General features: G+C 64.9%; 29 protein-coding genes. 20 read left to right on the top strand and 9 right to left on the bottom strand.

Annotation, left to right across the window (positions count from 1 at the left end):
* The first annotated feature begins 51 nt into the window (after positions 1-51).
* The 10 genes from pgeF (at position 52) to AC6H34_RS17890 (ending at position 11795) form a co-directional block, all read left to right on the top strand.
* Positions 52-840, top strand: coding sequence for a peptidoglycan editing factor PgeF (gene pgeF, locus AC6H34_RS17935; protein WP_497539620.1), 789 nt, complete (start codon positions 52-54; stop codon positions 838-840).
* Positions 841-920: 80 nt separating this feature from the next.
* A complete protein-coding gene (locus AC6H34_RS17930) occupies positions 921-1448 on the top strand; it encodes a fused DSP-PTPase phosphatase/NAD kinase-like protein (protein WP_497539619.1) in 528 nt (175 codons plus the stop codon).
* 13 nt (positions 1449-1461) lie between these two features.
* On the top strand, positions 1462-2610 hold the full coding sequence (locus tag AC6H34_RS17925; RefSeq protein WP_497539618.1) for a M24 family metallopeptidase: 1149 nt from the start codon (positions 1462-1464) through the stop codon (positions 2608-2610).
* A gap of 166 nt (positions 2611-2776) precedes the next feature.
* Positions 2777-3745: a ribose-phosphate pyrophosphokinase gene (locus tag AC6H34_RS17920; protein WP_448148559.1), complete on the top strand. Its 969-nt coding sequence runs from the start codon at positions 2777-2779 to the stop codon at positions 3743-3745.
* 443 nt (positions 3746-4188) lie between these two features.
* Positions 4189-5784, top strand: a complete 1596-nt coding sequence (locus AC6H34_RS17915) for a peptide ABC transporter substrate-binding protein (RefSeq protein ID WP_497539617.1) — start codon at positions 4189-4191, stop codon at positions 5782-5784.
* A 195-nt stretch (positions 5785-5979) separates the two neighbouring features.
* On the top strand, positions 5980-6903 hold the full coding sequence (oppB, locus tag AC6H34_RS17910) for an oligopeptide ABC transporter permease OppB (RefSeq protein WP_497539616.1): 924 nt from the start codon (positions 5980-5982) through the stop codon (positions 6901-6903).
* Positions 6896-8023 (top strand): ABC transporter permease subunit, encoded by a 1128-nt coding sequence (locus AC6H34_RS17905; protein ID WP_497539615.1) that lies wholly within the window; start codon positions 6896-6898, stop codon positions 8021-8023. The genes oppB and AC6H34_RS17905 overlap by 8 nt, the downstream gene beginning before the upstream one ends.
* Position 8024: 1 nt before the next feature.
* Positions 8025-9659 (top strand): ABC transporter ATP-binding protein, encoded by a 1635-nt coding sequence (locus AC6H34_RS17900; RefSeq protein ID WP_497539614.1) that lies wholly within the window; start codon positions 8025-8027, stop codon positions 9657-9659.
* A gap of 211 nt (positions 9660-9870) precedes the next feature.
* Complete coding sequence (locus AC6H34_RS17895) at positions 9871-11130, top strand: BtaA family protein (protein WP_497539613.1); 1260 nt, start codon at positions 9871-9873, stop codon at positions 11128-11130.
* The gene (locus AC6H34_RS17890) at positions 11127-11795 is read left to right on the top strand and encodes a class I SAM-dependent methyltransferase (protein ID WP_497539612.1); all 669 of its coding nucleotides are present in this window, start codon (positions 11127-11129) and stop codon (positions 11793-11795) included. Before AC6H34_RS17895 ends, AC6H34_RS17890 begins: the two co-directional genes overlap by 4 nt.
* Positions 11796-11910: 115 nt before the next feature.
* Here the strand turns inward: AC6H34_RS17890 and AC6H34_RS17885 are convergent, their stop codons facing one another.
* The 6 genes from AC6H34_RS17885 to AC6H34_RS17860 are packed head-to-tail and all read right to left on the bottom strand — an operon-like array spanning position 11911 to position 16196.
* The gene (locus AC6H34_RS17885; protein ID WP_497539611.1) at positions 11911-12684 is read right to left on the bottom strand and encodes a hydroxypyruvate isomerase family protein; all 774 of its coding nucleotides are present in this window, start codon (positions 12682-12684) and stop codon (positions 11911-11913) included.
* Between the two features lie 2 nt (positions 12685-12686).
* Entirely contained in the window at positions 12687-13322 is a 636-nt protein-coding gene (gene otnC, locus AC6H34_RS17880; protein ID WP_497539610.1) for a 3-oxo-tetronate 4-phosphate decarboxylase, read from the bottom strand.
* Positions 13319-14581, bottom strand: a complete 1263-nt coding sequence (gene otnK, locus AC6H34_RS17875; RefSeq protein ID WP_497539609.1) for a 3-oxo-tetronate kinase — start codon at positions 14579-14581, stop codon at positions 13319-13321. The genes otnC and otnK overlap by 4 nt, the downstream gene beginning before the upstream one ends.
* A 37-nt stretch (positions 14582-14618) precedes the next feature.
* A complete protein-coding gene (locus AC6H34_RS17870) occupies positions 14619-15092 on the bottom strand; it encodes a MaoC family dehydratase (protein WP_448148569.1) in 474 nt (157 codons plus the stop codon).
* Entirely contained in the window at positions 15089-15547 is a 459-nt protein-coding gene (locus AC6H34_RS17865; protein ID WP_448148570.1) for a MaoC family dehydratase, read from the bottom strand. The genes AC6H34_RS17870 and AC6H34_RS17865 overlap by 4 nt, the downstream gene beginning before the upstream one ends.
* Before the next feature lie 4 nt (positions 15548-15551).
* Positions 15552-16196: a DapH/DapD/GlmU-related protein gene (locus AC6H34_RS17860; protein WP_497539608.1), complete on the bottom strand. Its 645-nt coding sequence runs from the start codon at positions 16194-16196 to the stop codon at positions 15552-15554.
* 233 nt (positions 16197-16429) lie between these two features.
* Between AC6H34_RS17860 and phnC the strand changes: the two genes are divergently transcribed.
* The 4 genes from phnC (at position 16430) to phnE (AC6H34_RS17840) (ending at position 20087) form a co-directional block, all read left to right on the top strand.
* Complete coding sequence (phnC, locus tag AC6H34_RS17855; RefSeq protein ID WP_497539607.1) at positions 16430-17236, top strand: phosphonate ABC transporter ATP-binding protein; 807 nt, start codon at positions 16430-16432, stop codon at positions 17234-17236.
* Between the two features lie 67 nt (positions 17237-17303).
* Positions 17304-18236: a phosphonate ABC transporter substrate-binding protein gene (gene phnD, locus AC6H34_RS17850; RefSeq protein WP_448148573.1), complete on the top strand. Its 933-nt coding sequence runs from the start codon at positions 17304-17306 to the stop codon at positions 18234-18236.
* Between the two features lie 106 nt (positions 18237-18342).
* Positions 18343-19224, top strand: coding sequence for a phosphonate ABC transporter, permease protein PhnE (phnE, locus tag AC6H34_RS17845; RefSeq protein WP_497539606.1), 882 nt, complete (start codon positions 18343-18345; stop codon positions 19222-19224).
* Positions 19221-20087 carry a phosphonate ABC transporter, permease protein PhnE gene (gene phnE, locus AC6H34_RS17840; protein WP_448148575.1) on the top strand — a complete coding sequence of 289 codons (867 nt, stop codon included), beginning with the start codon at positions 19221-19223 and terminating at the stop codon, positions 20085-20087. The genes phnE (AC6H34_RS17845) and phnE (AC6H34_RS17840) overlap by 4 nt, the downstream gene beginning before the upstream one ends.
* Here the strand turns inward: phnE (AC6H34_RS17840) and AC6H34_RS17835 are convergent.
* Positions 20062-20781, bottom strand: a complete 720-nt coding sequence (locus tag AC6H34_RS17835) for an ArsR/SmtB family transcription factor (RefSeq protein WP_448148576.1) — start codon at positions 20779-20781, stop codon at positions 20062-20064. The genes phnE (AC6H34_RS17840) and AC6H34_RS17835 overlap by 26 nt on opposite strands.
* 78 nt (positions 20782-20859) lie before the next feature.
* On the opposite strand from AC6H34_RS17835, the gene AC6H34_RS17830 reads away from it, so the two are divergent.
* Positions 20860-21174, top strand: coding sequence for an NIPSNAP family protein (locus AC6H34_RS17830; RefSeq protein ID WP_448148577.1), 315 nt, complete (start codon positions 20860-20862; stop codon positions 21172-21174).
* A gap of 60 nt (positions 21175-21234) precedes the next feature.
* Here the strand turns inward: AC6H34_RS17830 and AC6H34_RS17825 are convergent, their stop codons facing one another.
* Positions 21235-21492 (bottom strand): hypothetical protein, encoded by a 258-nt coding sequence (locus tag AC6H34_RS17825; RefSeq protein WP_448148578.1) that lies wholly within the window; start codon positions 21490-21492, stop codon positions 21235-21237.
* A gap of 130 nt (positions 21493-21622) precedes the next feature.
* On the opposite strand from AC6H34_RS17825, the gene AC6H34_RS17820 reads away from it, so the two are divergent.
* Complete coding sequence (locus tag AC6H34_RS17820) at positions 21623-22660, top strand: lysine-2,3-aminomutase-like protein (protein ID WP_497539605.1); 1038 nt, start codon at positions 21623-21625, stop codon at positions 22658-22660.
* Positions 22661-22665: 5 nt separating this feature from the next.
* Here AC6H34_RS17820 and phnF read toward each other — a convergent pair whose 3' ends face one another.
* Positions 22666-23415: a phosphonate metabolism transcriptional regulator PhnF gene (phnF, locus tag AC6H34_RS17815; RefSeq protein WP_497539604.1), complete on the bottom strand. Its 750-nt coding sequence runs from the start codon at positions 23413-23415 to the stop codon at positions 22666-22668.
* A 78-nt stretch (positions 23416-23493) separates the two neighbouring features.
* Between phnF and phnG the strand changes: the two genes are divergently transcribed.
* From phnG to AC6H34_RS17795, 4 genes are read left to right on the top strand one after another with little or no spacing between them, the layout of a single operon-like run.
* A complete protein-coding gene (gene phnG, locus AC6H34_RS17810) occupies positions 23494-23973 on the top strand; it encodes a phosphonate C-P lyase system protein PhnG (protein ID WP_448148581.1) in 480 nt (159 codons plus the stop codon).
* Complete coding sequence (gene phnH, locus AC6H34_RS17805; protein ID WP_497539603.1) at positions 23973-24569, top strand: phosphonate C-P lyase system protein PhnH; 597 nt, start codon at positions 23973-23975, stop codon at positions 24567-24569. Before phnG ends, phnH begins: the two co-directional genes overlap by 1 nt.
* The gene (locus tag AC6H34_RS17800; protein WP_497539602.1) at positions 24570-25658 is read left to right on the top strand and encodes a carbon-phosphorus lyase complex subunit; all 1089 of its coding nucleotides are present in this window, start codon (positions 24570-24572) and stop codon (positions 25656-25658) included.
* Positions 25655-26605: an alpha-D-ribose 1-methylphosphonate 5-phosphate C-P-lyase PhnJ gene (locus tag AC6H34_RS17795; RefSeq protein ID WP_497539601.1), complete on the top strand. Its 951-nt coding sequence runs from the start codon at positions 25655-25657 to the stop codon at positions 26603-26605. Before AC6H34_RS17800 ends, AC6H34_RS17795 begins: the two co-directional genes overlap by 4 nt.
* Positions 26606-26663 lie beyond the last annotated feature (58 nt).

Raw genomic sequence — 26663 nt, 5'->3', positions numbered from 1 at the left:
CTTCCCAAGCCTCGGTTTGACATCCGCTCCCATCGTCGCGATCTTGCCCCCATGTCCGATTCGCCAGCCCGCGCCCTTCGTCACCCTTCTCTGGAGCTGCCCGGCGTCAGCCATGGCTTCTTTACCCGCCAAGGCGGAGTTTCAGACGGCATCTACGCTTCGCTCAACGGCGGCTCCGGCTCCGACGACAATCCCGACAACGTGCGTGAGAACCGCGGCCGCATGGCGGATGCGCTCGGGGTTCCGCGGGAGCGTTTCGTCACATGCTATCAGGTGCATTCGCCCGATGTGGTGATCGTCACCACCCCCTGGACGCGCGAGAATGCGCCCAAGGTCGATGCCATGGTGACGAAGGAAAAGAATCTCGCCCTCGCCGTCGCCACGGCCGATTGCGGCCCGGTGCTGTTCGCGGACAGCGAGGCCGGCGTGGTGGGGGCTGCCCATGCCGGATGGAAGGGAGCCTTCACCGGGGTCCTCGAATCCACGATCGCTGCCATGGAAGGCCTGGGCGCCCGTCGTGCCAACATCGCGGCCGTCCTCGGCCCGATGATTTCGCGGGAGGCCTATGAGGTCGGCCCGGAATTTGTGGAACGCTTCCTCGCGGCGGATGCGGGGAACTCGCGCTTCTTCGCGCCGAGCCCGAAGGCCGGCCACGCCATGTTCGACCTGCCGGCTTATATCGGCGCACGCTTGAACGGCGCCGGCATCGGCCGTTTCGAGGACATGGGCCTGTGCACCTACGGAGACGAGGAACGCTTCTATTCCTATCGGCGCGTCACGCATCGCAGCGAGCCCGACTATGGCCGCCTCCTGCACGGCATAGCCCTGGTGGATGCATGAGCCCGAAGACGTCAGGTACCGGCCTTACCCGAAGGGGAGTGCTGCGGTTCGGCCTCTCATCCGTTACGATCGGAATGGCGATGACATCCACACCCCAGATCGCGGCCGCCGCGCCGAGACCGGCACAATGGGCCGAGACCATGGAGCTGGAGGGGGTGCCCAACCTGCACCGGGTCACGCCCCGCTTCTACCGGTCCGCCCAGCCGACGGAGGAAGGCTTCGCCAATCTCCACAACCTCGGCGTGAAGAGTGTCGTCAGCCAGCGCGCCTTCCATGCCGACGACGTGCTGGCCGGCGGCAATCATCTCATTCTGACCCGCATCCCCATCCACACCTGGAACATCGAGGATGACGAGGTGATCGGGGCCCTGCGCGCCCTGGTCCAGGCCCAGAAGCACGGCCCCGTCCTGCTGCACTGCCAGCATGGCGCCGACCGTACGGGCCTGATCTCGGCACTCTACCGCGTCATCTTCCAGGGCTGGAGCAAGAGCGATGCCCTCGCGGAAATGCGCGGCGGCGAGTTCGGCTATCATGCCGTCTGGGGCAATATCCCGCGCTATCTCAAGACCGCCGACATTCCAGTCCTGAAGGCGGCGGTTCACGCCTGATCACGGTTTTCCCATGCTTCACTTTGCGACAGACGAATTTTCCGCGCGCCTGCAGCGCCTCCAAGCCGAAATGGAGGTGCGTAAGCTCGATGCCATGCTGCTCTTCGCGCAGGAGAGCATGTACTGGCTCACCGGCTACGACACGTTCGGCTTCTGCTTCTTCCAGTCCCTGCTGGTGAGGGCCGACGGACGCATGGCGCTGCTGACGCGCTCGGCGGACCTCAGACAGGCGCAGCACACGTCCATCATCACGGATATCCGCGTCTGGACCGATCGAAAGGATGCGACGCCGGCCGATCAGTTGCGCGCCATGGCCACGGATCTTGGCGTCGGTGGTGGGCGCATCGGCGTCGAGTTCGACTCCCACGGCCTCACCCACGCCAATGGCCGGAAACTCGAGGCAGCCTTTGCCGGCGATTACGAGCTGATCGACGCGTCCGAGATCGTCACGCGCCTGCGCGCCGTGAAGTCCGCCGCCGAGATCGCCTATGTGCGCGAGGCCGCGCGCCTGTCGGACGCGGCCGATGCTGCTGCCATCGCCGCGGTGCATGCGGGCGCAGACGAAGGCGACATCCTCGCCGCCCAGCACAACGCCATCTTCGCGGCGGGCGGCGACTACCCGGCCAATGAATTCATCATCGGCTCGGGCCGGGACGCACTGCTCTGCCGCTACAAGGCCGGCCGCCGCAGGCTCGACGAGCGGGACCAGATCACCCTCGAATTCGCCGGCGTCTATCGGCACTACCATGCGGCCCTGATGCGCACGATCACGATCGGCGATGTCTCGCCCCGGCACAGCGAACTCTACACGGCCGCCCACGAGGCGCTGCTCGCCTGCGAGGCCGAGATCCGTCCGGGCCGTACGGCGGGCGACGTCTTCGCCGCCCATGCCCGCGTCATGGATGCCCACGGTCTCGAAAGCCATCGACTCGCCGCCTGCGGCTACTCCCTCGGCGCCAAATTCACGCCATCCTGGATGGACTGGCCCATGTTCTACGAGGGCAACGACTGGGTGCTCGAACCAGGCATGGTGATGTTCGCCCATATGATCCTGATGGACTCGGAGAGCGGCACCGCGATGTGCCTCGGCCGCACCAGCCTGACGACGACGGCGGGCAGCGAGGTGCTGAACGGACGGGATGCCGGACTGGTGATGAAATAGCGCCGGGAGGAAGGGCCACTCCCGCGCCCCCTCGGAAGCGACATGGAAAGGCTCAATTTTGTGCATTGCAGCCATGCAAGTGTGAACTCCTTGTGACGCCCCATTGTCCCGCGCGCGGGCACTTGCTAAGAGCCGTTCTGACTTTCACAAAGCAGGAGCCGGCTTCATGGCGGCAGGTGACAGGGGCCGCGGCTCGGGCGAGATCAAACTCGTCTGCGGCAATTCCAATCGTGCGCTGGCCGAATCGATTGCCGCCTATCTGAAGACACCCCTGACGAAATGCTCGGTGCGCCGCTTCGCCGACATGGAAATCTTCGTCGAGATCCAGGAAAACGTGCGCGGCGCGGATGTCTTCGTCATCCAGTCGACCTCCTTTCCCACCAATGACCATCTGATGGAATTGCTGATCATCATGGATGCGCTTCGCCGATCCTCGGCAAGGCGCATCACGGCAGTGATTCCGTATTTCGGATATGCCAGGCAGGACCGCCGGGCCTCCGGCCGGACGCCGATCTCGGCCAAGCTCGTCGCCAATATCATCACCAATGCCGGCGCCGACCGTGTGCTCACCCTCGATCTCCATGCCGGCCAGATCCAGGGCTTCTTCGACATCCCGACCGACAACCTCTTCGCGGCTCCGGTGATGGAGCGCGACATCAAGGCGCGCATGGAGCTGTCGAAGCTCATGGTGGTCTCGCCCGACGTCGGCGGCGTGGTCCGCGCCCGTGCGCTGGCGAAGCGCATCGACGCTCCTCTCGCCATCGTGGACAAGCGCCGCGAGCGCGCCGGCGAGAGCGAGGTGATGAACGTGATCGGCGATGTCTCCGGCCGTACCTGTATCCTGATCGACGACATCATCGACTCGGGCGGCACGCTGGTGAATGCCGCAGAGGCACTTTTGGAGCGTGGCGCCAAGGACGTGCTGGCCTATATCAGCCACGGGGTTCTCTCGGGCGGCGCCGTGGCCCGCATCGCCTCCTCCAAGCTGCGTGAGCTGGTGATCACGGATTCGATCATGCCGACGGAGGCCGTCCGCGTGGCTCAGAACATTCGCGTCATCTCGATCGCCCCGCTGATCGGGGAGGCCATCGGCCGTACCGCTTCGGAAGAAAGCGTCTCGAGCCTGTTCAACTGAAGCACTGGCCGCAGGCCTGAAAGGGTGACCGCACCGCCACCGCAGGCAGGGCGATGCGGCGGCAGTTGACGTCTTGCCGCTCATGCGCAGATGCCCGGCGAATGCCGGGAAGCAGCCCGGCTTGGGGCGCCGATATCAGCCTCCGCCTCCAGTTATCCCCGCTTATCCCCATCTTTTGGGATGAAGCCGGCATTTGCCGCCTCCGCAATCCTTTGCCCGCGAGGAATGGCCGGGCATGGCAAAAATTGCGTCGCCTATCCGCCACCCGCAATTTCCTGACACCCCCGGCCGGCAGCCCCGCTCCTCCCGCCCTCTCGAAATGGCCGAATTGAGCATCTGCTCTGCCCGTCGAAAATCGCGGGTTGCCGTTGGAGCTGAGAGCGCCATTATTGGCAAACATCAACCAAGAACCGGATGGAACCGGTTTCAGAGGGGTGTTCCACATGATCAAGCAATTCAAGACCGGCGTGTTAGCGCTCAGCCTTGCAGCAAGCCTGCTGGGGGGCATCACCCTGCCCGCCCTTGCGGAAACCGTCCTCTACAAGGGCAATGGCGGCGAGCCTCAGACTCTCGATTCCGCCCACACCTCGATCAATGTCGAGGAATTCGTGCTGAAGGATCTCAACGAAGGTCTCACCGTCTATGATCCCTATGGCAAGATCATTCCCGGTGCTGCGGAAAGCTGGACGATCTCGCCGGACGGCACCGTCTACACCTTCAAGATCCGCGACAACGCAAAATGGTCGAACGGGGAGCCGGTGACGGCCGAGGACTTCGTGTTCACGCTCAGCCGCGTGGTCGATCCCAAGGAAGCCTCCGGCTACGCCAACATCCTCTACCCGATAAAGAACGCCGAGGCGATCAATACCGGCAAGATGGGATTAGACCAGCTCGGCCTGAAGGCAGTGGACGCCAAGACGCTGGAAATCACGCTGGAACGCCCCACGCCCTATTTCCTCCAGTTGCTGGCGCATCAGACGGCGCTGGCCGTCAACAAGAAGTCGGTGGAGAAGAACAAGGCCGATTTCGTCAAGCCCGGCGTCATGGTCTCGAACGGCGCCTACATGCTCACCGAGAACGTCGCCAACGATCACATCACCATGGTCAAGAATCCCTATTACTGGGATGCGGCCAATGTGAAGATAGACAAGGTCGTCTCCTACCCCACCGAGGACAACGCCGCCCAGGTGCGCCGCTTCCTCGCCGGCGAGTTCGACGTCAACTACAATTTCCAGGCCGACCAGCTCAAGTTCCTGCGCGACAAGCTGGGCGACCAGGTACACGTCTCCCAATCCCTCTCGACCTACTACTATGTCTTCGACGTGAGAAAGCCGCCCTTCAACGATGTGCGCGTGCGCCAGGCGCTCTCGATGGCCGTTGATCGCGATTTCCTGTCGGAGAAGATCTACAACGGAGCCCAGTTGCCCTTCTACAGCCTGGTGCCCGAGGGCATCGAGGGCTACACGCCGGCCAAGCTCGATTTCGCCGACATGGCGCAGCTCGACCGCGAGGACAAGGCGGCCGAGCTCCTGAAGGAAGCCGGCTACGGTCCCGGCGGCAAGCCGCTGAAGATCGAGATCCGCTACAACACGCAGGAGAACCACAAGAAGGTCGCCACGGCCATCGCCGACATGTGGAAGGGCCTCGGCGCCGAGGTCACCATCCTCAACTCCGACGTCAAGACCCACTATGCCTACATCCAGGATGGCGGCTCCTATGATGTCGCCCGCACCGGCTGGGTGGCCGACTATGCGGATCCGGAGAACTTCCTGTTCCTGCTCGCCAGCAACACCAAGAGCCTGAACTGGACGCACTACTCCAACCCGGACTTCGACGCGCTGATGGCCAAGTCCTACGCCGAGCGCGATTCGGCCAAGCGCATGCAGATCCTCCACGACGCCGAGGCCCTCGGCCTCAAGGACGGCGCCATGGCCCCGCTGATGACCTATGCCGATTTCTGGCTGGTCTCCAGCAAGATCAAGGGCTGGCACGACAATGCCGCCAACAACCACCTGACGCGCTTCCTCAGCAAGGAGTGACGCCGGTCACATCCGATCCGATGAGGGCAAACCGAAAGCCCGCTTCGCTCTGCCATCGCGAGCCTGACCCGGACACCCGTCCGGGTCGCGGCCTCGACTGAATGCCCGGGCATGACAAGGCTGGCGTTTTCCGAAGTCGGGTTCGCTTCCGGCATGCCGTCGTCTACCCGCACCCTCGCTCCCTGAGGAGGCCCCATGCTTCGTTTCATCCTGCGCCGGTTCGCCAGCGCGGTGCCGACCCTGTTCCTGGTCATCACCATCTCGTTTTTCCTGATGCGGTTCGCTCCCGGCGGCCCCTTCAACATGGAGCGCCCGCTACCGCCGCAGATCCTGGAGAACATGAGCCGGGCCTATCATCTCGATGAGCCGCTGTGGCGGCAATATCTGCGCTACATGGGCAATGTCGTGCAGGGGGATTTCGGCCCGAGCTACGTCTACCGGGACTTCACCATCCTTGAACTGATGAAGCAGAGCCTGCCTTATTCGCTGACGCTCGGCTCGCTTGCCCTGCTGATCGCGGTCGGAGGCGGCCTGACACTCGGCACCATCGCGGCGCTCCGCCAGAACTCCTACATCGACGTCCTCGTGATGAGCATTGCGAATATCGGCATCACGGTGCCCAACTTCGTGGTCGGCCCGGTCCTGGCCTTGATCTTCGCGGTCATACTGGGCTGGCTGCCAGGCGGAGGCTGGGGCGACGGCTCGCCGCGCTTTCTCATCCTGCCCATGATCGCCCTGGCACTGCCGGAAATGGCCGTGTTCGCCCGCCTGATGCGCGGCTCCATGCTGGAGGCTCTCAGGATGGACCACATCCGCACGGCGCGTGCCTATGGCCTGCCGGCACGGGTGCTCGTCTTCGCCCACGCCATGCGAGCTGGCCTGCTGCCCTGCGTAACCTATCTCGCCCCCGCCGCGGCGCAGCTTCTCACCGGGTCTGCGGTGGTCGAGACCATCTTCGGCATTCCCGGCGTCGGACGCTATTTCGTGACCGGCGCGCTCAACCGCGACTACACGCTGGTGATGGCGACCGTGGTGCTCGTCTCCGTGTTCATCATCGTCTTCAACCTCGCCGTGGATCTCATCTACGCCTTGCTCGATCCGAGGGTGCGCTATGACTGATGCAGCCCTTACGCCCCGGACCGCGAGCGGCAGGAGCCGCAGCCTGTTCCAGCTTGCGATGCTGCGCCTGCGCCGCAACACGGCCGCCATGGCGAGCCTGGTGGTGTTCGCCGCCATTGCCCTGTTCTGCGTCTTCGGCCCCCTGTTCGCGCCACATCATTACGATCAGGTCTTCGAGTCCTATGTCAACGTTCCGCCGAGCCTGTCCCCCTACCCGCAGCCATCGACGCTGACCGACGTCATGAGCCATGTCGCCGAACAGGCTCGGGTGAAGCTCGAGTCTTTCGAGACTTCCGGCTCCGGTTTCACCGCCACCTTCTCCTCCGACAGGAAGATCGATCCACGCGTCACCCGCTATGTGGACCGCGTCAACGAGTTCGACCATGCCGCCGTCGCCGAGACGCGCGACGAGGGTCGCACATTGGTGGTCAAGGGCGACATCAACGGGCAGTATTTCCTGCTTGGCACCGACGCGAACGGGCGCGACCTGCTCTCGCGTATCATGCTGGGCGGGCAGATCTCGCTGCTCGTGGGCGTGCTGTCCAGCCTCGTCAGCCTGCTGCTGGGCGTCACCTATGGCGCGGTATCGGGCTTTGCCGGCGGACGCACCGACAATGTGATGATGCGTTTCGTCGAAATCCTCTATTCGCTGCCCTTCACCTTCTTCGTCATCCTGCTGGTGGTGTATTTCGGGCGCAACTTCGTCCTCATCTTCGTCGCCATCGGCGCCATCGAGTGGCTCGACATGGCGCGGATCGTGCGGGGACAGACCCTGTCGCTGAAGCGCAGGGAATTCGTCGCCGCCGCGCATGCCATGGGCCTCAGCGACTGGGCGGTGATCCGTCAGCACATCATTCCCAACACGATCGGCCAGGTCGTGATCTTCCTCACCGTGCGCATCCCGCGCGTCATCCTGCTGGAGAGTTTCCTCTCCTTCCTCGGCCTGGGCGTGCAGGAGCCGCTGACGAGCTGGGGAGCGCTGATCGCGATCGGGGCGGGCTCCATGCAGGCGGCGCCCTGGCTGCTGATCTGTCCGGCCGCCTTTTTCGTCACCACGCTGTTCTGCCTCAACTTCATCGGCGACGGCCTGCGCGACGCCCTCGATCCGAAGGACCGCTGACGTGAGCACGCCGGAAAACAACGGAACCGTACTCGCCATTTCGGGGCTCGACGTCCGCTTCTCGACCCCGGATGGAGAACTCCACGCCGTCCGGGGAGTCGACATCAAGGTGAGGCGGGGCGAGACGGTCGCCATCGTCGGCGAGTCCGGCTCCGGCAAGAGCCAGACCATGATGGCGACCATGGGACTGCTCGCCGGCAACGGACGGGCCACGGGGTCCGCCCTGTATCGCGGTCGCGAATTGCTGGGGCTCAAGCCGAAAGCCCTCAACCAGGTGCGCGGCGCCAAGATCACCATGATCTTCCAGGAGCCGATGACTTCGCTCGATCCGCTCTATCGCATCGGCCGCCAGGTCGCCGAGCCGATCGTCCACCATCAGGGGATCAGCTACGCGCAGGCCCGCACGAAGGTGATCGATCTCCTTCGGCTGGTGGGCATTCCCCACCCGGAACGCCGCGTCGACGCCTTTCCGCACGAGATGTCGGGCGGGCAGCGCCAGCGCGTGATGATCGCCATGGCGCTCGCCAACCAGCCGGACGTGCTGATCGCAGACGAACCGACGACGGCACTCGACGTGACCGTACAGGCACAGATCCTGGCCTTGCTGGCCGAACTGCGCGAACGCCTGGGCATGGCGATCGTCTTCATCAGCCACGACCTCAACGTCGTGCGCCGCTTCGCCGACCGCGTTTATGTCATGCGCCATGGGGAGGTGGTGGAGGAAGGGCCGATCGAGGATGTCTTCGGTCACCCTCGCAATCCCTACACGCGGATGCTGCTCGCGTCCGAGCCATCGGGCAGCAAGGCCCCGCCGGCGGCGGGCGCGCCGGTGCTGCTGGAGGGCCGGGACGTCAGGGTCAGTTTCCGTCTTCCCGGAGGCGGCCTGTTCAGCCGCCATCCGGCCATCGAGCTCAAGGCAGTGGATGGCGTCTCGCTGCGCCTCCAGCGAGGGCAGACCATCGGTATCGTCGGCGAATCGGGTTCGGGCAAATCCACCCTCGGACGCGCCCTGCTCCGGCTGAATGCCGCCCAGGGGCATATCCTTTTCGACGGCCGGGACATCTCCCAGGCGGACAAATCGGCCATGCGGCCTCTGCGCCGCGCCCTGCAGCTCGTGTTCCAGGACCCGTACGGTTCCCTGTCGCCGCGCATGACGGTGGGCGCCATCGTCACCGAAGGGCTGAAGGTTCATGAACCGGACCTGTCGGCGGCCGAGCGCGACAGGCGCGCGGTCCAGGCGCTGACGGAGGTCGGCCTCGATCCCGTCGCCCGCAACCGCTATCCTCACGAATTCTCAGGCGGCCAGCGCCAGCGTATCGCCATCGCACGGGCCATGATCCTGAAACCCAGGGTCGTGATCCTGGACGAGCCGACCTCCGCCCTCGATCGCTCGGTGCAGAAGCAGATCGTGGAGTTGCTGCGCGACCTGCAGGCCAGGCACGATCTCTCCTACCTCTTCATCAGCCATGATCTGGCCGTGGTGCGCGCACTCTCCGACTATGTCATCGTCATGCGCGAGGGACGTATCGTGGAGGAAGGCTCCACCCGGCAGATCTTCGACTCACCCCGCGAGGCCTATACTCGGGCCTTGATGGCCGCCGCACTGGGAACAGAGCCTCTGGCAGCTTCGGCGTGATGCCCAACGCACCAGGTTTCCAGGGCGCTTCCAGAGTTTGCGAGCTGGGAAGGTCCGGAAATCGCTGTACCGCATCATCCCGGCGCCCATTTCCGGCGGCTTCCACGAAAACGGGAGAGGTGCGCGCGCCCTGTCATCCGTCCGTCACCTCCGCGTCGTATCCGCGACAACCTGCGTCGTAACTCGGATTTCCCGAACGGCGAAACAAGGGATGGCGGATGTGAGCACGGTTGAAGCACGCGCCCCGGCGAAGGGGCATGTGAAGCAGGCAGTCGAACACCACAAATTGCTGTCGTTGCGCGGCATCCAGGACCGGCTCTTCACCCTCGCCTTCAGCGGCCTGGTCTATGCGCAGATCTGGGAGGATCCCGAGATCGACATGGAGGCCCTCGCCCTCAAGCCGGACGACAGGCTCGTCGCCATCGCCTCCGGCGGCTGCAATGTGATGAGCTACCTCACCGCCAATCCCGCCTCGATCACCGCCGTCGATCTCAACCGCCACCATATCGCGCTGAACAGGCTCAAGGTCGCCGCGGCACGGCATTTGCCGAGCCACGAGGCGTTCTACGATTTCTTCGCGCGGGCCGGCCGGCGCAACAATGTCGCAGCCTACGAGACCCATCTGCGCCCGCTTCTGGATGAGGAGACGCGCACCTACTGGGACGGGCGCGATACGCTCGGACGCAGGCGCATCGGATATTTCGCGAAGAACCTCTATCGCCACGGCCTGCTCGGACGCTTCATCGGCCTCGGCCATTTCCTCGGCAAGCTGCATCGCATCAATCCGGGCGATCTCCTGGCCGCGCGCGACCTGGCCGAGCAGCGCCGCGTTTTCGACGAGCGCATCGCGCCGCTGTTCGAGCGGCCCCACATCAAGTGGCTGACCCGCCGCCGCGCCTCGCTCTACGGCCTCGGCATTCCGCCGGCGCAATATGATGCGCTCGCCGACGCCGCCGCGGAGGGCGGCGAGATCGCCGACGTGCTGCGCGAAAGGCTGGAACGCCTCGCCTGTGACTTCGACCTAAAGAACAATTATTTCGCCTGGCAGGCCTTCGGCCGCGGCTACAAGCCCGAGGGCGACGGTCCGGTGCCGCCCTATCTCGCAGCCTCATCCTTCGAGGCCGTCCGCAACCGTGCCGGCCGTATCGACGTGCGCCACGTCAATCTGATCGACCATCTCAAGGCCCAGCCCGCGGCAAGCCTCGATGCCTATGTGCTGCTCGACGCGCAGGATTGGATGACGGACACGATCCTCACCAAGCTCTGGAGCGAAATCACCCGCACGGCACGGCCCGGTGCCCGCGTCATCTTCCGCACGGCCGCGGAAGACAGCCTGCTGCCGGGGCGCATTCCCGACGATCTGCTCGCCCGCTGGTCCTACGACCGCGAACGGTGCCGCGAGTTGACCGCGCGAGACCGTTCCGCCATCTATGGCGGCTTCCATCTCTATGAGCTCAGGACAGTCCATTGAGCGCGCAGCAGGAGATCAAGGCTTCCGCGCAGGCCGCGGAGGCGATGAACCGGATTTATCGCTATCAGCGCTACATCTATGATCTCACCCGTAAATATTACCTGCTTGGCCGCGACAGGCTGATCGCCTCGATCAAGCCGGGCGCAGGCGATGCGATCCTGGAGATCGGCTGCGGCACGGGACGCAATCTCGTTGCCGTGGCGAAGCGATATCCGGCAACGCCGCTCTACGGCTTCGATATCTCCACCGCCATGCTGGAAACGGCGAGGCATTCGCTCGCTCGCCACGATCTCGGCCGCGTTACCGTGGCCCAGGCGGATGCCACGCGCTTCGAGCCCATGCTGTTCGGGCGACAGGGCTTCGAGCGCATCTACATCTCCTACACGCTCTCCATGATCCCGGATTGGCGCGCCGTGCTTGAGCGCGCCACTGCCGGCCTCAAGCCGGGCGGGCGCCTGCTGATCGTCGATTTCGGCCAGCAGGACGACCTGCCGGCATGGTTCAAGCGCCTGCTCTTTGCTTGGCTGGCCCGCTATCAGGTTCACCCGATCGCTGAAATGGGCGAGGCGCTAGCCGAACTCGCTCAGCGCAAGCATTTGCGGTTGAAGACGGCGAAGATCCGCCGGGGTTACGCCTTCTACGCCGAGTTGGAGCGGCCGGCCTGATCCTCCTGGAACGTCCTTGAACTGGATCGAGCCGCGAGGTCGTCATTCCCCGCATCCCCTCCAGGCCATGGCCGTGAATGGATGAAGATCCGCTCCGGCGGGGAAGACGCTGCGATCAGAGCGCCACCCCGAGCGCCTTCGTCCATTTCAGCCCCGCGTCGGTATCGCCGCGCGGCTTGTATTCGCAGCCGACCCAGCCGGCATAGCCCACCCGGTCCAGCGCCGCGAAAAACGCCCGGTAGTCAACCTCGCCGTCGTCGGGTTCCGTTCGGGTGGGAACGGCGGCGATCTGCACATGGCCGATCACGTCGAAATGCCGCTCCAGGTTCCCCACCACATGTCCCTCGGTGCGGCCGACGTGATAGGCGTCGAACATCAGCTTCAGATTGGGCGCGCCGGCCTCCGCAATGATCGCGGCCCCCTCACCGCTGGTCGAATAGAAATAGCCTGGCCGATCATATCTGTTCAGCGGCTCGAGCAGCAGCGTGAGTTCCGGCGCCTGCTCGCAGGCCCAGGCCAGATTGTCGAGGAATTGCCGGGTTGCCTCGGCCTTCTTCTCGGGAGGAACGTCCCCGGCCATGACATGGATCGACACGGCGCCGATGGCGCGGGCATAAGCGAGCGCAAGGCCGAATCCCGCGCGGAAGTCATGCTGGCGTCCCGGCACGGCGGCGAGGCCGAATTCTCCCCGTGCGGCATCGATGGGCGTATTGATGCCGAGCATTTCGAGGCCGTGCCGCTCATAGGTGGCGCGCAGTTCGGCAGCGGGGATGTCGTAGGGCCAGTGCAGTTCGATTGCCTTGAAGCCGGCAGCCGCGGCAGCCTCGATACGGGCAAGCAAAGGCCGGTCCGGCCAGAGGAAACCAAGATTGGCTGAGAATTTCTGCATGATCATTTCAATTTGAAGTTGCGTTCGAGATCGGCGATCTGGCTGGCGTCGAGCAGGCGCACCTTCATGCCCCGCGTGAGAAGGACGAGCCTGGCGGTCTCCTCCAGTTCCTCCATCGCGAAGACGGCGCCCTCCAGCGAGGGCCCGGAGACGACGGGGCCGTGGTTCTGCAGGAGCACCGCTGCGTGGTTCGGCGCCACCGCGTCGATGAGCGGTGCGACCTCGGGGGAGCCGGGGCGCGTATACGGCACCACCGGCACCTTGCCGACACGCATCACTACATAGGGGGTGATAGGCGGGATCGCATCGGTGGGATCGACGTCCGCGAGGCAGGACAGGGCCGTGGCATGGGTCGAGTGCAGATGAACCACCGCCCTGGCGGTCGGCCGATTGCGATAGAAGGCGAAATGCAGCGGCAATTCCTTGGTGGGCAGGTCCCCGTCGACGTGCCGTCCCTCTCCGTCGAGAGTCGAGAGCCTGTCGGCATCGAGGAAGCCGAGGCAGGAATTGGTCGGCGTGGCAATGAAGCCGTTCTCCGTCCGCGCCGAGAGATTGCCGGAAGATCCCGCCGTGAGGCCGCGCTCGAAAAGCGACCTGCCCCAGCGCACGATGGCCTCCCGAAGTGCCTGCTCGCTCATGCCGTCCCCACCTGACGCAATGCCTTGGCAAAGAAATCGCGGCTGCCAAAATTGCCGCTCTTGAGCGCCAGGCCGAGCGGCCCGCCCCTCTCGGTGACGAGCGCCGGCACGCCCGGATCGATCTCGGCGCCGATGTGCAGATCGCCGACGCCGAGCGCCTCCACCACGGCCCCCGACGTCTCGCCGCCGCCGACCACGATGCGATGCGTTCCCGCATCCGCCAGCCGGCGCGCGACATCGCCGAAGAAATGCTCGATGGCCCCGGCCGTCTCGGCCTTGCCATGCGCCTTCTGAGATCCGGCGACGGTCGCGGCGTCCGCAGTCGAATAGACGATCGGGGTCACGCCGGATTGCTGGCGTTCCCGCACCCAGCCCGCCGCCGCCTCGGCCGACATGCGGCCTGAAAGAAGATCCGAGGGATCGATCTTCAGCCCTGGTCCGCCATCGAGATAGGCCTGCACCTGCTGCTGCGACGCAGTCGAGCAGGATCCGCAGAGTACCACGCCCGGTCCCTGGGCGACGGGCAGTTCCGCCGCGCGGTCGGCCAGCAGGCCCTGGGCGCGGAAATTGGCGGGCAGGCCCAGGGCGATGCCCGAACCGCCGGTAATCAGCCCGTGGCCGGCGATGGCCTTGCCGAGGACCAGGAGATCATCGTCCTCGACGGCATCGGCAACGACGAGGCGCCGGCCCGCCTCTGCCGCCGCGGCGAAAGCCCTTGCGACCGCATCGCTCCCCTCGTGCACAGCCGCGAGGGGAACATGACCAACCGCCCCTTTCGCCTGATAGCCGAGCCAGCGGCGAATGTCCGGATCGGTCATCGGCGTGAGCGGATGTCTTTCCATGCCGGATTCATTCAAAAGCCGGTCACCGACGAAGAGATGACCCATGAACAGCCGGCGGCCTGTCTTCGGAAAGGCCGGGCAGACCACCGCCACCTCCGCGCCGGTGAGATCGAGCAGGGCTTCCGCGACAGGGCCGATATTTCCCTCGCGGGTGGAATCGAAGGTGGAGCAATATTTGAAGATCAACTGCCGGCAGCCCTGATCGAGCAGCCAGCGCGCCGCCTCGACCGACTGGCGCACGGCATCCGCAACCGCGATCGACCGCGTCTTCAGGGCGACCACGCCCGCCTCGCAATCCGCCGGCGCAGCGCCCGCAGGCGTGCCGACGAACTGGATCGTCTGCATGCCACCCCTGGCGAGCGTGTTCGCCAGGTCGCTCGCGCCGGTGAAATCGTCGGCTACAGCTCCCAAAAGCATAATACCTCCCTGACCGGGCCTCGGACGGCGCGGTCGATTATCTGCGTCTCTCCCAGAACACCACGCCGTCAAACCTGAAGGCCTGCTCGCCATGTTGGTTCATGGCTGAACTGAGCATGGAAACGATACCCCAATCCGGCCGCGAAGCGCTCTCCTTCTTGGCCGTGATCTGCACGGTGTAACGCAACGTGTCGCCCGGGCGCACGGGCCTGGCCCAGACCATATTGCTGAAGCCCGGCGAAGGGCCAAGCTGGACGACGGGCTTGCCGAGTTGCTGCGCCCGCGCGACCTCGGTCTGCTGATGTACCACCAGGAGCTTCATCCAGATCGAAGCGACCTGCCAGCCTGAGGCGATGAGGCCGCCATACATGCTCGCTTCCGCGGCGGCCTCGTCGACATGAAAGCGCTGGGGATCATATTCCCGCGCGAAACGCTTGATGTTGTCGGAGGAGAAGGTGAAGGATCCGATCTCGTCGGTATCCCCGATGGCCAGATCGTCGAAATACTTCATGGCGCCTGCCTCCGTCCGAACATGATGGAGCAGAGCTGCGTGGTGACCACCGATTGTTCGTCCGCGATCAGTTCGAACAGGAACTTCACGAAACCGAGATCGGGCCGGCTCTTCGAGGTTCGTGCTTCAAGCGTCGTTCGGCGGACGCTCAGCGTGACGTCGGGCCGGAGCGGCGCCAGCCACTTCACTTCGTCGATCCCCGGCGCTCCCATAGATGTGGAGTTCAGCAGGAAACCGTCGCAGTTGAGGCGCATCATGATGGAGCAGGCATGCCACCCGGAAGCAGCCAGCCCGCCAAGGATCGTATCCCTTGCCGCCTCCTCGTCGAGATGGAAGGGCTGTGGATCGTATTCGCGGGCGAAGGCCAGGACGGCCTCGCGCGTGAGCTTGTAGGAACCGTAGGTGACGACTTCACCGACTGGAAAATCTTCGTAATGGAGCAGTGCATCGGCCATGTCCTCAGATTGAACCGATTGCCCCGTCCACGGCAAGACCCTCATATCTGTCGAGGAACGCTTCAACTTCGAGCGAGCGGAAATCGGGCAGGGCCATGCGCAGGGTCCCGTGCGGCCAATCCCACCAGGCCAGCGCTTCGAGGCGCGTGGCGACGTCTTCGCTGAAGCGTCGGCGAATCGGCCTGGCTGGATTGCCCGCGACGATGGTGTAGGCCTCGACGTCCTTCGTGACGACCGCGCCGGCTCCGATCACGGCACCCGTCCCGATGCTGCGCCCGGGGAGGACCACCGCGCCGTGACCGATCCAGACATCATGGCCGATTCGCACCAGGCGGGAGCGGCGCCAGGCGAAGAACGCATCCTCGTCGCTCTCACCTTCGAAATAGGCCGAGGAGCGGTAGGTGAAGTGCGCCTGGCTCGCCCGCTGCATCGGATGGTTGCCCGGATTGATGCCGGTCTGGGCGGCGATCGAAACGAAACGGCCGATCTGCGCATAGGCGATGTTGGCGTCGTTGACGACATAGGAATAATCGCCGAGGTCCACTTCGAGGAGACTGCTGCGGGCCCCGACCTCCGTATAGCGACCGAGGCGGCTCGCCGTGACGACGGCCGTCGGGGCGACGTATGGCGTGATGCCGAGTTTGGCCATGGGCTGTGCTCTCCTCGAAAAATGTCCCCTTCCCATCGCCGGACGACGTTTCGATGACGGGAGACGAGGTGCCCGGGCTCAACGCCGCCGGCACAGGCTGAAGAACGGCCCACAATTCATGATTGCGACACATCCCACGTGGGCAAGGTCATCGAAGCGTCATTCAAACGCCATCCCGCTGTAACCGGGCGGGGTTACCGCTGGCACGCTGCAAATGCGAAGGGGGCATTTCCATGCTGGCAATCGAGGGCGTATCTCGCCGTTTCGGCGGCAAGACCGCCGTTTCAAACGTGAATCTGGAGATCGCGCCGGGTGCCTTCATCGGTGTGATCGGCCGTTCCGGAGCCGGCAAATCGACTCTCCTGCGCATGCTGAACCGCCTCGTCGATCCCTCCGAAGGCAAGATCGCCTTCGATGGCATCGAGGTCACCGCCCTTCGCGGGCAGGCCCTGCGCGACTGGCGGGCGCGCTGCGCCATGATCTTCCAGCAATTCAACCTCATCGGTCGCCTGGACGTGCTGACCAACGTGCTGATGGGCCGCCTCAACAAGGTCTCGACCGCGAACGCCGTTCTGCAACTCTGGAGTAAGGCGGACAAGGCACTGGCCCTGTCCGCGCTCGAGCAGTTCGACATTGCCAACCTCGCCGCCCAGCGTGCCGACAGTCTCTCGGGCGGCCAGCAGCAACGCGTGGCCATCGCGCGCGCCCTCGTCCAAGAGCCCGCGATCATCCTCGCCGACGAGCCGATCGCCTCGCTGGATCCCCGCAATACCAAGGTGGTGATGGATGCCCTGCTGCGCATCAACAGGCATTTCGGCATCACCGTGATCTGCAACCTGCATTCGCTCGATCTCGCACGGTCCTACTGCGACCGCCTGATCGGCATGTCGGCGGGTCAGGTGGTGTTCGACGACGTCCCGGCCGCGCTTACCGCCGATGCCGCGCGCAACCTCTACGGCCTCGAAGCCGGCGAGGTCATGGATGCCGAAACAGATGCGAATTGGGCCGGACAAGCCAGCCCAGCGGGCGCTGCCGCCTGAGGCGGGCCGCCAACCGAAGTAACCAGAGCGTTACCGAAAAGACGACAGATCTCGACAGGAGAGAACCATGCTTTCGCGCCGTAAGCTGCTCGGCCTTGCCGCCGCAGCCATCAGCTTCACCGCCACCGCCTCCTATGCCCAGGACTGGAAGGCCCAGTATCCGGAACTGACGCTTGCGGTCATTCCGGCCGAGAACGCCTCTACCACCGCCGACCGCTATCAGCCGCTCGCCGATTACCTGGCCAAGCAGGTGGGCGTGCCCGTAAAGCTCAACATCGCGAACGACTACGCCGCCGTCATCGAAGCCCAGCGCGCCGGCTTCGCGCAGATCGCCTTCTACGGACCTGCCTCCTATGCCCGCGCCGTGATCACGGGCGTCGCCGCCGAGCCGGTCGCCGTTTCCCGCCACAACAACGGCCTGACCGGCTACTATTCGGTCATCTACGTGAAGGCTGAGAGCCCGTACAAGACGGTCGCGGACCTCAAGGGCAAGAAACTCGCTCTGGTCGATCCCAACTCCACCTCAGGGAACAACGCCCCGCGCTACGGTCTGCACAGCGAAGGCATCGACATCGACAGCTTCTTCGGCTCCAGCTTCTATGCCGGCAGCCACGACAATGCCGTCCTCGCGCTCGCCCAGGGCACGGCCGACGCCGCCGCCAACAGCTGGAATTCCGAGGACGACTCCAATCTCACCCGCATGCTGAGCCGCGGCATCCTCAAGAAGGATGACGGCACCCTGATGACCAAGGCCGACTTCCGCGTCATCTACAAAACCCCCTTCCTCCCGGAAGGCCCGTATGCCGTGCTGTCCTCGCTGCCCGACGATCTGAAGAAGAAGATCGCCACTGCATTGACCGACTACGCGAAGAACGACAAGCCCAACTTCGACAAGCTTTCCGACGGCAAGGATCTCGAGCTCGCGCCGATCTCCGCCAAGGAATATGAGCCGATCGTCGAAATGGTGAAGTTCAACGACAGCCTGCGCAAGACGCAGTAAGGATCCACGTGATTGTCGGAGCGGGGCTGATCCAGTCCCGCTCCGACAATCGTAGGATCGAGAGTCCAACAGCGGATCGTTAATTCGCGTACCCGGGGACTACGTTTTGCCGGCTATCAACCATTTGCCCGAAGGCCAGTCGAAGGCCCTGCTGGCCACTTATCAGGCAGCCATTGCGGTCAAGCGGCGCAAGGTCTGGCTCGGCTTTCTCGTCGGCATCGCCCTCTATTTCCTCGCCGCCTACATAGCCGGGGCCAAGCCTGCCTTCCTCTGGGCCCATATCGGCAATTTCACCTCCTTCTTCAGCCGCATCGCACCCACGCTGACGCCCGGCAATTTCGTCGCCGACGTCAAGGACTGGTACTGGGGCTTCGGCAAATGGCTCTACCTGCTCGCCGACACCCTGCTGGTGGCCTATCTCGGCACGCTGCTGGGCACGCTGGGGGCTTTCCTGCTCTGCTTCACGGCATCGTCCAATCTCACCGCCAATTGGCTCGCGCGCGGCATCGTCCGGCGCTGGCTGGAATTCTGCCGCACGGTACCCACCATCGTCTTCGCGATGATCTTCCTGATCGCCTTCAAGTCCGGTCCGATGGCCGGCGTGCTGGCCCTTACGGTCCACACCATGGGCACGCTGGGCAAGCTGTTCTCCGAGGTCGTCGAGAACGCCGACATGAAGCCGGTGGAAGGAACGACCGCGACGGGGGGCTCCTGGCTCGAGACGATCCGTTTCGCGGTGCTGCCGCAGACCCTGCCCAACTTCGCCTCCTACTCCCTGCTCCGCTTCGAGATCAACGTACGCGAGGCCGGCGTGATGGGCTTCATCGGCATGGGCGGCATCGGCCAGGAATTGCTGGTGGCCATTCGGACCTTCGCCTATTCCGACGTCAGCGCCATCCTGCTCATGATCATCGTGACGGTCTTTGCCATCGACATGCTCACCGAACGACTGCGCCATCGCCTGATCGGCAGCGAGGCCACGAGATGAACCGGCCGGCGCCCCGCAAGCCGCAGCTCGACCAAGACCTCGCGGCCGTGATGGCGCGTCATCCTGCGCAGTTCCAGACGTCCTGGCAGACCAGGGGCAAGGTCGGCGCCGTCATCCTCGTCCTCCTGTCGCTGGCGGTCTTCGGCATGATCAGGCTCGAAGTGACGCCGGATCGCTTCTTCAGCGGCCTGTCGCGGCTCGGTTATTTCGTGATCGAGATGTTCCCGCCCAACGCCGAGGGCAAGTTCTGGTTCTTTGTCAGCGCCCTCGTCGAAACGCTGGCCATCGCGTTTGCCGGCACGCTCACCGCCGCCATGCTGGCGGCGCCGGTGGCGTTCCTCGCGGCTCGCAACGTCATTCCCAATATCTTCGTGCATTTCACCGTCCGGCGCGGCCTCGACATCATCCGCTCGGTCGATGCGCTGATCTGGGCGCTCGTATGGGTCGGCGTCGTCGGCCTCGGTCCCTTCGCCGGTGTGCTCGCCGTGGTTTGCGTCGATTTCGGCGCCCTGGGCAAGCTCTTTTCCGAAGCCGTCGAGGCGGCCGACGACAAGGCGAGCGAGGGCGTCATTTCCACCGGCGGCAACGGCCTGCACCGGGTGCGCTTCGCCCTCATCCCACAGGTGCTGCCGGTGATGGCGAGCCAGGTGCTCTATTTCTTCGAGTCCAACGTCCGTTCCGCTACGATCATCGGTATCGTCGGAGCCGGTGGCGTCGGCCAATATCTCGCCGAGATGGTGCGCGTGCTCGACCTGCCTCCGCTCGGCGTGCTCATCTTCATGATCCTGGTCACGGTGGCGATCATCGACGTGATTTCCTCGCGTCTGAGGCTGGCCATCATCGGCCGGCCGCAAAAGCCCTGAACGGCGTTGCATCCAGGGACGCCAGGCCGAACTTCTCGTCGAAGGCTCTTCCTCCGTCGACGCTGAAGGCGATCACCCGTCCCGTCTCCCGTCGCGCCCATTTCCGGCCGATCACCCAGTCGAGCAAGCCGGCACCGAGAGCGCCGCCGAGATGACTGCGCCGTTCGCTCCAGTCGAGGCAGCGGCGGCACATCGGCCGGCGCCCCCTCGCCATCCCCGCGATGTCGAGACCAAGGCTTGAGAAGAAGTGCTCGCCCTGCGGCGTTACTGCGGGGTCGGCCTCGTCCGTCACCAGTCCCTGGCAGATGAAGCCATCCATCAGCGCCACCCCGCGCTCTCCTGCGAGATGATCGTAGCAGATCCTGGCTGTCCGCATTGCCGCATCGCGCGGACCGGTCCGAACGCGTATGGCCCCCGTGCGCTGCGCGAGCCCCATGAGGCCTTCGAGCACCTGAGCGACATCAGGTCCCGAAAGGCGAAAATAACGATGCCTTCCCTGCTTCTCGGCCGTCAGCAGGCCCGCCGCATCCAGCTTGGCGAGATGACCGCTGGCGGTCTGCAGCGCCACGCCCGCGGCCTCCGCCAGTTCGCTTACCGTAAGGGCGCGACCATCCATCAGCGCCGTCAGCATGTTGGCGCGGGCAGGGTCGCCGATGAGGGCAGCGACCGACGCGATCACAGGTCCATCCTTCATACTACGACCATAGCCGAACCATCGATGTATCGCAATTGGCTAGATCTGCCCCCGTTCAACGTCAATCGGGAGCCCCACATGATCACCTGCTTCATCCGCTACGAGATCGATCCGTTCAAGACCGAGGCCTTCGAAACCTATGCCCGCAACTGGGGACAGATCATTCCGCGCTGCGGCGCAGACCTGATCGGCTACTACGCTCCTCACGAGGGATCGGCGACGACGGCCTTCGGCATCTACAATATCGAGGATCTTGCGGCCTACGAAACCTATCGCTCACGCCTGCGCAGCACACCGGAAGGCCAGGCCAACTACGCCTTCGCCAAACGCGAGGACTTCATCCGCCGGGAGGACCGCATCTTCCTGCGCCTGGCATCCACGCCGCACGCCTAGGCGAGGCGAGCGCATCGGCCGAACGAGCGCAGGCGGGCGCTAAGCCCGCCTGCCGTCGCCTCAGCCACCCACTGCGTCCGACGTGCACTTCTTCACGAAACTGGTCTTGGCGGCGCCGGCGAGCTTCTTGCCGGCAGCCTGCGCCTCGCAGGCACTCGCGGCATCCTTCGCGCATTTCTTGGAGAAACTGGTCAGGGCGGCCCCTGCCAGCTTCTTGTCCGTTGCCTGCACCTTACAGCTTGCATCGGCCAGGGCGGCGGAGACAGCGCCGACGGCGAGGCAAGACGATATGAGCGCAACCGAAATCAGACGGATCATGTGATTCTCCTTGTGCCCCCGGTATCATGATGCGCGCTTTGTGCCGGACGGTCGAGGTCGATACGCCATTTGTGCTTTTGTCGATGGCGGCGATCGTCTAAGAGCATGCCCTCAATCTCGGACATCGGTCATGAACAAGCATTCCAGCCTTCGGAGCGCTTCCGATCTGGAAGCCAAGGGCCTCATCGCGCTGGCGGAACGCATCGCCATCGAGGAGGTGGCCCGCCGGTTCTCGGTCTCGATCACGCCCGCCATGGCCGATCTCATCGAAGACGCGCCGCGGCAGGATCCGATTGCCGCACAATTCGTACCGACCGCTGAGGAGTTGGTCTTCAGCGCCGACGAACTCGCGGATCCGATCGGAGACGAGGCCTTTTCGACCGTTCCAGGGATCGTGCACCGCTACCCCGACCGCGTGCTGCTGAAACCCCTGCATATCTGCCCGGTCTATTGCCGCTTTTGCTTCCGGCGCGAAATGGTCGGGCCGGGAGGCGATGCACTCACCAGCACGGAGCTCAAGGCTGCGCTCGCCTATATCGCCGGCAATCCGGCCATCTTCGAAGTCATCCTCACGGGCGGCGATCCCTTTGCGCTGTCTCCCCGCAGGATCGCACATATCGTCGAAGCGCTCTCCGCCATCGAGCATGTCGGCGTGATCCGTTTCCACACCCGTGTGCCGGTCGTTGCTCCCGAACGCATCACGTCGGAACTGGTGGACAGCCTCGCCAGCGATAAGGCCGTGTTCGTGGCGCTGCACACCAATCATGTGCGCGAACTGACGCCCGCCGCCCGCGAGGCATGCTCGCTTCTGGTGAAGGCGGGCATCGCGATGGTGAGCCAGAGCGTGCTCCTGCGAGGCATCAACGATACGCCGGAGGCCCTCACCGACCTCTTTCGGGCACTGCTGACCCTGCGCATCAAGCCCTACTACCTTCACCATGGCGATCTTGCGAAGGGGACGGGGCATTTCCGCACCACCATCGCCGAGGGACAGGCCCTCATGAAGGTCCTGCGCGGCACTCTCACCGGCCTGGGACAACCCACCTATGTGCTCGACATTCCCGGCGGGCACGGCAAGGTGCCGATCGGACCCGGCTATCTGGAGGATGCGGAGGACGGGTCGGTCGTGACCGACCCGCGTGGCGGCAGGCACAGCTATCGCGGCTAGTGCGTCTAGCTCTGCAGGACGATCTCCGCGCGATCGGCCGCAAAAACACCCCGGGTCGCCTGGATCGGCACGCCGTCGAGATCGACATTGACGCTGTCGACCACCATGACGGGTCGTCCCGGTGCGATATCCAGCCGAGCGGCCTCCTCCGCCGAGGCGAAGCGAGCGCTGACCCGCGTTTCCCTGCGCTTGTAGTCCGACACGCCACAGGCGGCAAAGGAGGGCGTCACGGCACCATGCCGCCGATAGGCCGCATCGAAGCCTGCAAATCGCGGCAGCGGGAAATAGGAATGGCCGACCGCGATCGGCACCCCGTCGGCGAGGCGTGCGGTATGCAGCCTCAACACGGCACTGCCAACCGGCACGGCCAGCAGTGCGGCGAGCCGCGGGTCCGCCTCGATCTCCGCCGCATCGAGAACCGTGCCGCCGGGCTCGCGACCCTCCTGTGCCATATTCTGGCTGAAGCGGGTGCGTTCGCCGATGGGATAGGCGAGACGCGTCGCTTCCACGAAGGTCCCCCTCCCCTGCGACGTATGCACCAATCCCTTGCCGGCGAGTTCAGCCAGGGAGCGGCGCACAGTGTGCCTGTTCACGGAGAAGCGGGCCGCAAGCGACGCCTCGGTGGGCAACTGGCTGCCGGGCTGCAGCAGACCGCCGGCGATCTCCGCTTCCAGAAGATCGGCGATCTTGCGCCACGCGGCGATGCCGTCGCCGCGACTTGAAAAAAATTCCTGGGCCGGAGCGGGTTTTGTCATGGCTTCGTTGCACAGTTGCTCATATAGTTGTCTATATCATTAGACAACATCGCCGCAAAGCTCGAATCCGATTTCGTCATGAATGAGACCTCTCCCGAGATGAACCGCCAGATAGCGGCGGACCTGAAGGCCCGGCAGGCCTCCATGCGTCTGTGTGCCCACGCCACGCGGCCGGAGCTCGACAAGGTGCTTGCCGCCCTCGCCCCGCTGCCGGTCCATGCAGCGTTGCGCCCGACCCAGACAGGCCTGGTGATGCTCCAGGGACGTATCGGCGGCGACGGCGCCGCCTTCAACCTCGGCGAGGCAAGCGCCTCGCGTGCCACCATTCGCCTCGCCAGCGGCGAGATCGGGTTTGCCTATCACCTCGGCCGAGACCAGGCCAAGGCCAATGCCGCGGCCTTGCTCGACGCGCTGTGGCAGGACGAGAACCGTCGCGAGGCGGTGAACGATGCGCTCCGGCCGGTCGCCGAACGTCTTTCGGCAGAAGCAGCCCGGACAGCCCGCCGGACGGCGGCAACGAAGGTGAACTTCTTCACAATGGTTCGTGGAGAGGATTGATGATCGATCTCGCTCCCGGCTTCGCCGACGCCGCCCTCGAATCCCAGGCCGTCTTCCGCGCCTGCATGAACGCCCTCGCCCGTCCGGCATGCCCACGGCCCCTGGCCACGCAGTTGACACCTCCTGCTCCGCTTTCCTCGGAGATCGCGGCGCTGGCCCTTGCGTTGGCGGACCACGAAGCGCCGCTGTGGCTCGATCAGCGGCTCGCGGCCGAGCCTGCCGTGCGGCGCTATCTCGGCTTCCACACCGGGGCGCACTTCGCCGAAACGCCGGACGAAGCGGCTTTCGCGCTTGTGAGCGACCCAGGCGCCTGCCCTTCATTCCAGGCGTTCGCGTCCGGTAGCGATGAATATCCGGATCGTTCGACCACGCTGCTCGTCGCCGTCGACCGGCTGGCGCCGGGAGACGCCTACGTCTTCACGGGTCCCGGCATCAAGGATCGCATCGGCCTCGACCTTGCTCCCCTGCCGCCGGATTTCCGGCAGCAGCTGCAGGCCAATGCCGCACTCTTCCCCCGAGGGGTCGATCTCATCTTCGCCGCGCCGGGGCGCATTGCCGCTCTGCCGCGTTCGTCCCGTCTGAGTGGGGAGGCCTGAATGTATGTCGCGGTGAAAGGTGGCGAGGAGGCCATCGACAACGCCCATCGCCTGCTCGCGCATGTCCGGCGGGGCGACACCGAGATCGCGGAACTCGCGCCCGAACAGATCCGCGAGCAACTCGCCCTCGGCGTCGATCGTGTCATGGCCGAAGGCTCGCTCTATGACCGGGACCTCGCCGCACTCGCCATCAAGCAGGCTCGCGGTGATCTCGTCGAGGCGATCTTCCTGGTGCGCGCCTATCGAACCACGCTGCCGCGCTTCGGCCATGGCGTGACGCTGGACACCGATGCGATGACAATCCGCCGCCGCATCTCCGCGACCTTCAAGGATCTCCCCGGCGGGCAGATCCTTGGGCCGACCTTCGACTATACGCATCGCCTCATCGATTTCTTGCTGGCGGCGGGCGGCGACGTCGAAGCGCCGGGCGAGAAGCCCGCCAGCGGCGAGAGGACGCCGCGCGTGAGCGATCTCCTCGGCGGCGAGGATCTGATCGAACGCAGTCTTGCCCCCGAACCGGGCACACCGGCCGGCGACATGACGCGCGAGCCGTTGGAGTTCCCCGCAGACCGCGATCTTCGCCTGCAATCCCTGGCGCGCGGCGACGAGGGTTTCCTGCTCGCGCTCGCCTACTCCACCCAGCGCGGCTACGGCCGCACCCATCCCTTCGTCGGCGAGATCCGTCTCGGCGAGGTGGACGTGGAGTTCATACCCGAGGAACTCGGCTTTGCCGTGCCGATGGGCTCGATCACCGTGACCGAATGCCAGATGGTCAACCAGTTCGCCGGATCGGCCGAGGCCCCGCCCCAGTTCACCCGCGGCTATGGACTGGTCTTCGGCCAGGCGGAGCGCAAGGCCATGTCGATGGCATTGGTCGACCGCTCCTTGCGTGCCCGCGAGTTCGGCGAGGAAGCGAAGGCCCCCGCCCAGGACGAGGAATTCGTGATGTCGCATTGCGACAATGTGCAGGCCACGGGCTTCGTCGAACACCTCAAGCTGCCGCACTACGTGGACTTCCAGGCCGAGCTCGACCTGGTGCGGCGTCTGCGGGCCGAGCATGCCGCGCATAGGACGGAGGATGCGGCATGAGCGCGACTGAAAATTCCAACGGCTACAACTTCGCCTATCTCGACGAGCAGACCAAGCGCATGATCCGCCGGGCGATCCTGAAGGCGATCGCCATTCCCGGCTACCAGGTCCCCTTCGCCTCGCGCGAGATGCCGATGCCCTATGGCTGGGGCACCGGCGGCGTACAGGTGACCGCGGCGGTGATCGGCCCCGACGACGTCCTCAAGGTGATCGACCAAGGTGCCGACGACACCACGAATGCCGTCTCCATCCGGCGTTTCTTTGCCAAGACGGCAGGCGTCGCCACCACGACGTCAACGCAGGAGGCGACCATCATCCAGACCCGTCACCGCGTGCCGGAGGCGCCACTCAACGCAGACCAGGTCCTGGTCTACCAGGTGCCCATCCCCGAACCCCTGCGCTTCCTGGAGCCGCGCGAGACGGAGACGCGCAAGCTACACGCGCTCGCCGACTACGGCCTCATGCACGTCAAGCTCTATGAGGACATCGCGCGCCACGGCCATATCGCCACCACTTACGCCTATCCCGTCGAGGTCGCCGGGCGCTATGTCATGGACCCTTCGCCGACGCCCAAATTCGACAATCCCAAGCTCGACGACTGCGAAGCTCTGCAACTCTTCGGCGCCGGCCGCGAGAAGCGCATCTATGCCGTGCCGCCCCATACGCGGGTGAAGAGCCTGGATTTCGAGGATCATCCCTTCACGGTGCAGACGTTCAGGCACCCATGTGCGCTCTGCGCGGCCGAGGGCGTCTATCTAGACGAGGTCGTCCTCGACGATCGCGGCGGACGCATGTTCGTGTGCTCCGACACCGACTATTGCGAGAAGAGGCGGGCCGAAGGCCATCGGGGCGAAATGCTCGGGCAGCCACCGCTGGGAGCGCCGCTCTCCTCCCCGGGAACCACGGGCATCCCTTCGGCTATTGGAGACACCAACGATGCAGGATGAAGTGTTTCGCGGGGACGGCGCACCGACCTCCTCTGCCAGCGGCGCCGTTTCGAGAGAC

It is taken from the genome of Labrys sp. ALF-8, assembly GCF_059699065.1.
This window is presented reverse-complemented; position numbering and strand designations above follow the sequence as displayed.

Bases quoted from the DNA above. Each gene is read 5' to 3' on its own strand.
- pgeF (WP_497539620.1), top strand. From the start codon at position 52: ATGTCCGATTCGCCAGCCCGCGCCCTTCGTCACCCTTCTCTGGAGCTG.
- AC6H34_RS17930 (WP_497539619.1), top strand. From the start codon at position 921: ATGACATCCACACCCCAGATCGCGGCCGCCGCGCCGAGACCGGCACAA.
- AC6H34_RS17800 (WP_497539602.1), top strand. From the start codon at position 24,570: ATGTATGTCGCGGTGAAAGGTGGCGAGGAGGCCATCGACAACGCCCAT.
- AC6H34_RS17885 (WP_497539611.1), bottom strand. From the start codon at position 12,684: ATGCAGAAATTCTCAGCCAATCTTGGTTTCCTCTGGCCGGACCGGCCT.
- otnK (WP_497539609.1), bottom strand. From the start codon at position 14,581: ATGCTTTTGGGAGCTGTAGCCGACGATTTCACCGGCGCGAGCGACCTG.
- AC6H34_RS17830 (WP_448148577.1), top strand. From the start codon at position 20,860: ATGATCACCTGCTTCATCCGCTACGAGATCGATCCGTTCAAGACCGAG.
- phnC (WP_497539607.1), top strand. From the start codon at position 16,430: ATGCTGGCAATCGAGGGCGTATCTCGCCGTTTCGGCGGCAAGACCGCC.
- AC6H34_RS17820 (WP_497539605.1), top strand. From the start codon at position 21,623: ATGAACAAGCATTCCAGCCTTCGGAGCGCTTCCGATCTGGAAGCCAAG.
- AC6H34_RS17915 (WP_497539617.1), top strand. From the start codon at position 4,189: ATGATCAAGCAATTCAAGACCGGCGTGTTAGCGCTCAGCCTTGCAGCA.
- AC6H34_RS17870 (WP_448148569.1), bottom strand. From the start codon at position 15,092: ATGAAGTATTTCGACGATCTGGCCATCGGGGATACCGACGAGATCGGA.
- phnG (WP_448148581.1), top strand. From the start codon at position 23,494: ATGAATGAGACCTCTCCCGAGATGAACCGCCAGATAGCGGCGGACCTG.
- AC6H34_RS17825 (WP_448148578.1), bottom strand. From the start codon at position 21,492: ATGATCCGTCTGATTTCGGTTGCGCTCATATCGTCTTGCCTCGCCGTC.
- AC6H34_RS17920 (WP_448148559.1), top strand. From the start codon at position 2,777: ATGGCGGCAGGTGACAGGGGCCGCGGCTCGGGCGAGATCAAACTCGTC.
- phnF (WP_497539604.1), bottom strand. From the start codon at position 23,415: ATGACAAAACCCGCTCCGGCCCAGGAATTTTTTTCAAGTCGCGGCGAC.
- phnD (WP_448148573.1), top strand. From the start codon at position 17,304: ATGCTTTCGCGCCGTAAGCTGCTCGGCCTTGCCGCCGCAGCCATCAGC.
- phnE (WP_448148575.1), top strand. From the start codon at position 19,221: ATGAACCGGCCGGCGCCCCGCAAGCCGCAGCTCGACCAAGACCTCGCG.
- AC6H34_RS17795 (WP_497539601.1), top strand. From the start codon at position 25,655: ATGAGCGCGACTGAAAATTCCAACGGCTACAACTTCGCCTATCTCGAC.
- AC6H34_RS17865 (WP_448148570.1), bottom strand. From the start codon at position 15,547: ATGGCCGATGCACTGCTCCATTACGAAGATTTTCCAGTCGGTGAAGTC.
- AC6H34_RS17860 (WP_497539608.1), bottom strand. From the start codon at position 16,196: ATGGCCAAACTCGGCATCACGCCATACGTCGCCCCGACGGCCGTCGTC.
- phnH (WP_497539603.1), top strand. From the start codon at position 23,973: ATGATCGATCTCGCTCCCGGCTTCGCCGACGCCGCCCTCGAATCCCAG.
- AC6H34_RS17895 (WP_497539613.1), top strand. From the start codon at position 9,871: ATGGCGGATGTGAGCACGGTTGAAGCACGCGCCCCGGCGAAGGGGCAT.
- AC6H34_RS17925 (WP_497539618.1), top strand. From the start codon at position 1,462: ATGCTTCACTTTGCGACAGACGAATTTTCCGCGCGCCTGCAGCGCCTC.
- AC6H34_RS17905 (WP_497539615.1), top strand. From the start codon at position 6,896: ATGACTGATGCAGCCCTTACGCCCCGGACCGCGAGCGGCAGGAGCCGC.
- AC6H34_RS17835 (WP_448148576.1), bottom strand. From the start codon at position 20,781: ATGAAGGATGGACCTGTGATCGCGTCGGTCGCTGCCCTCATCGGCGAC.
- oppB (WP_497539616.1), top strand. From the start codon at position 5,980: ATGCTTCGTTTCATCCTGCGCCGGTTCGCCAGCGCGGTGCCGACCCTG.
- otnC (WP_497539610.1), bottom strand. From the start codon at position 13,322: ATGAGCGAGCAGGCACTTCGGGAGGCCATCGTGCGCTGGGGCAGGTCG.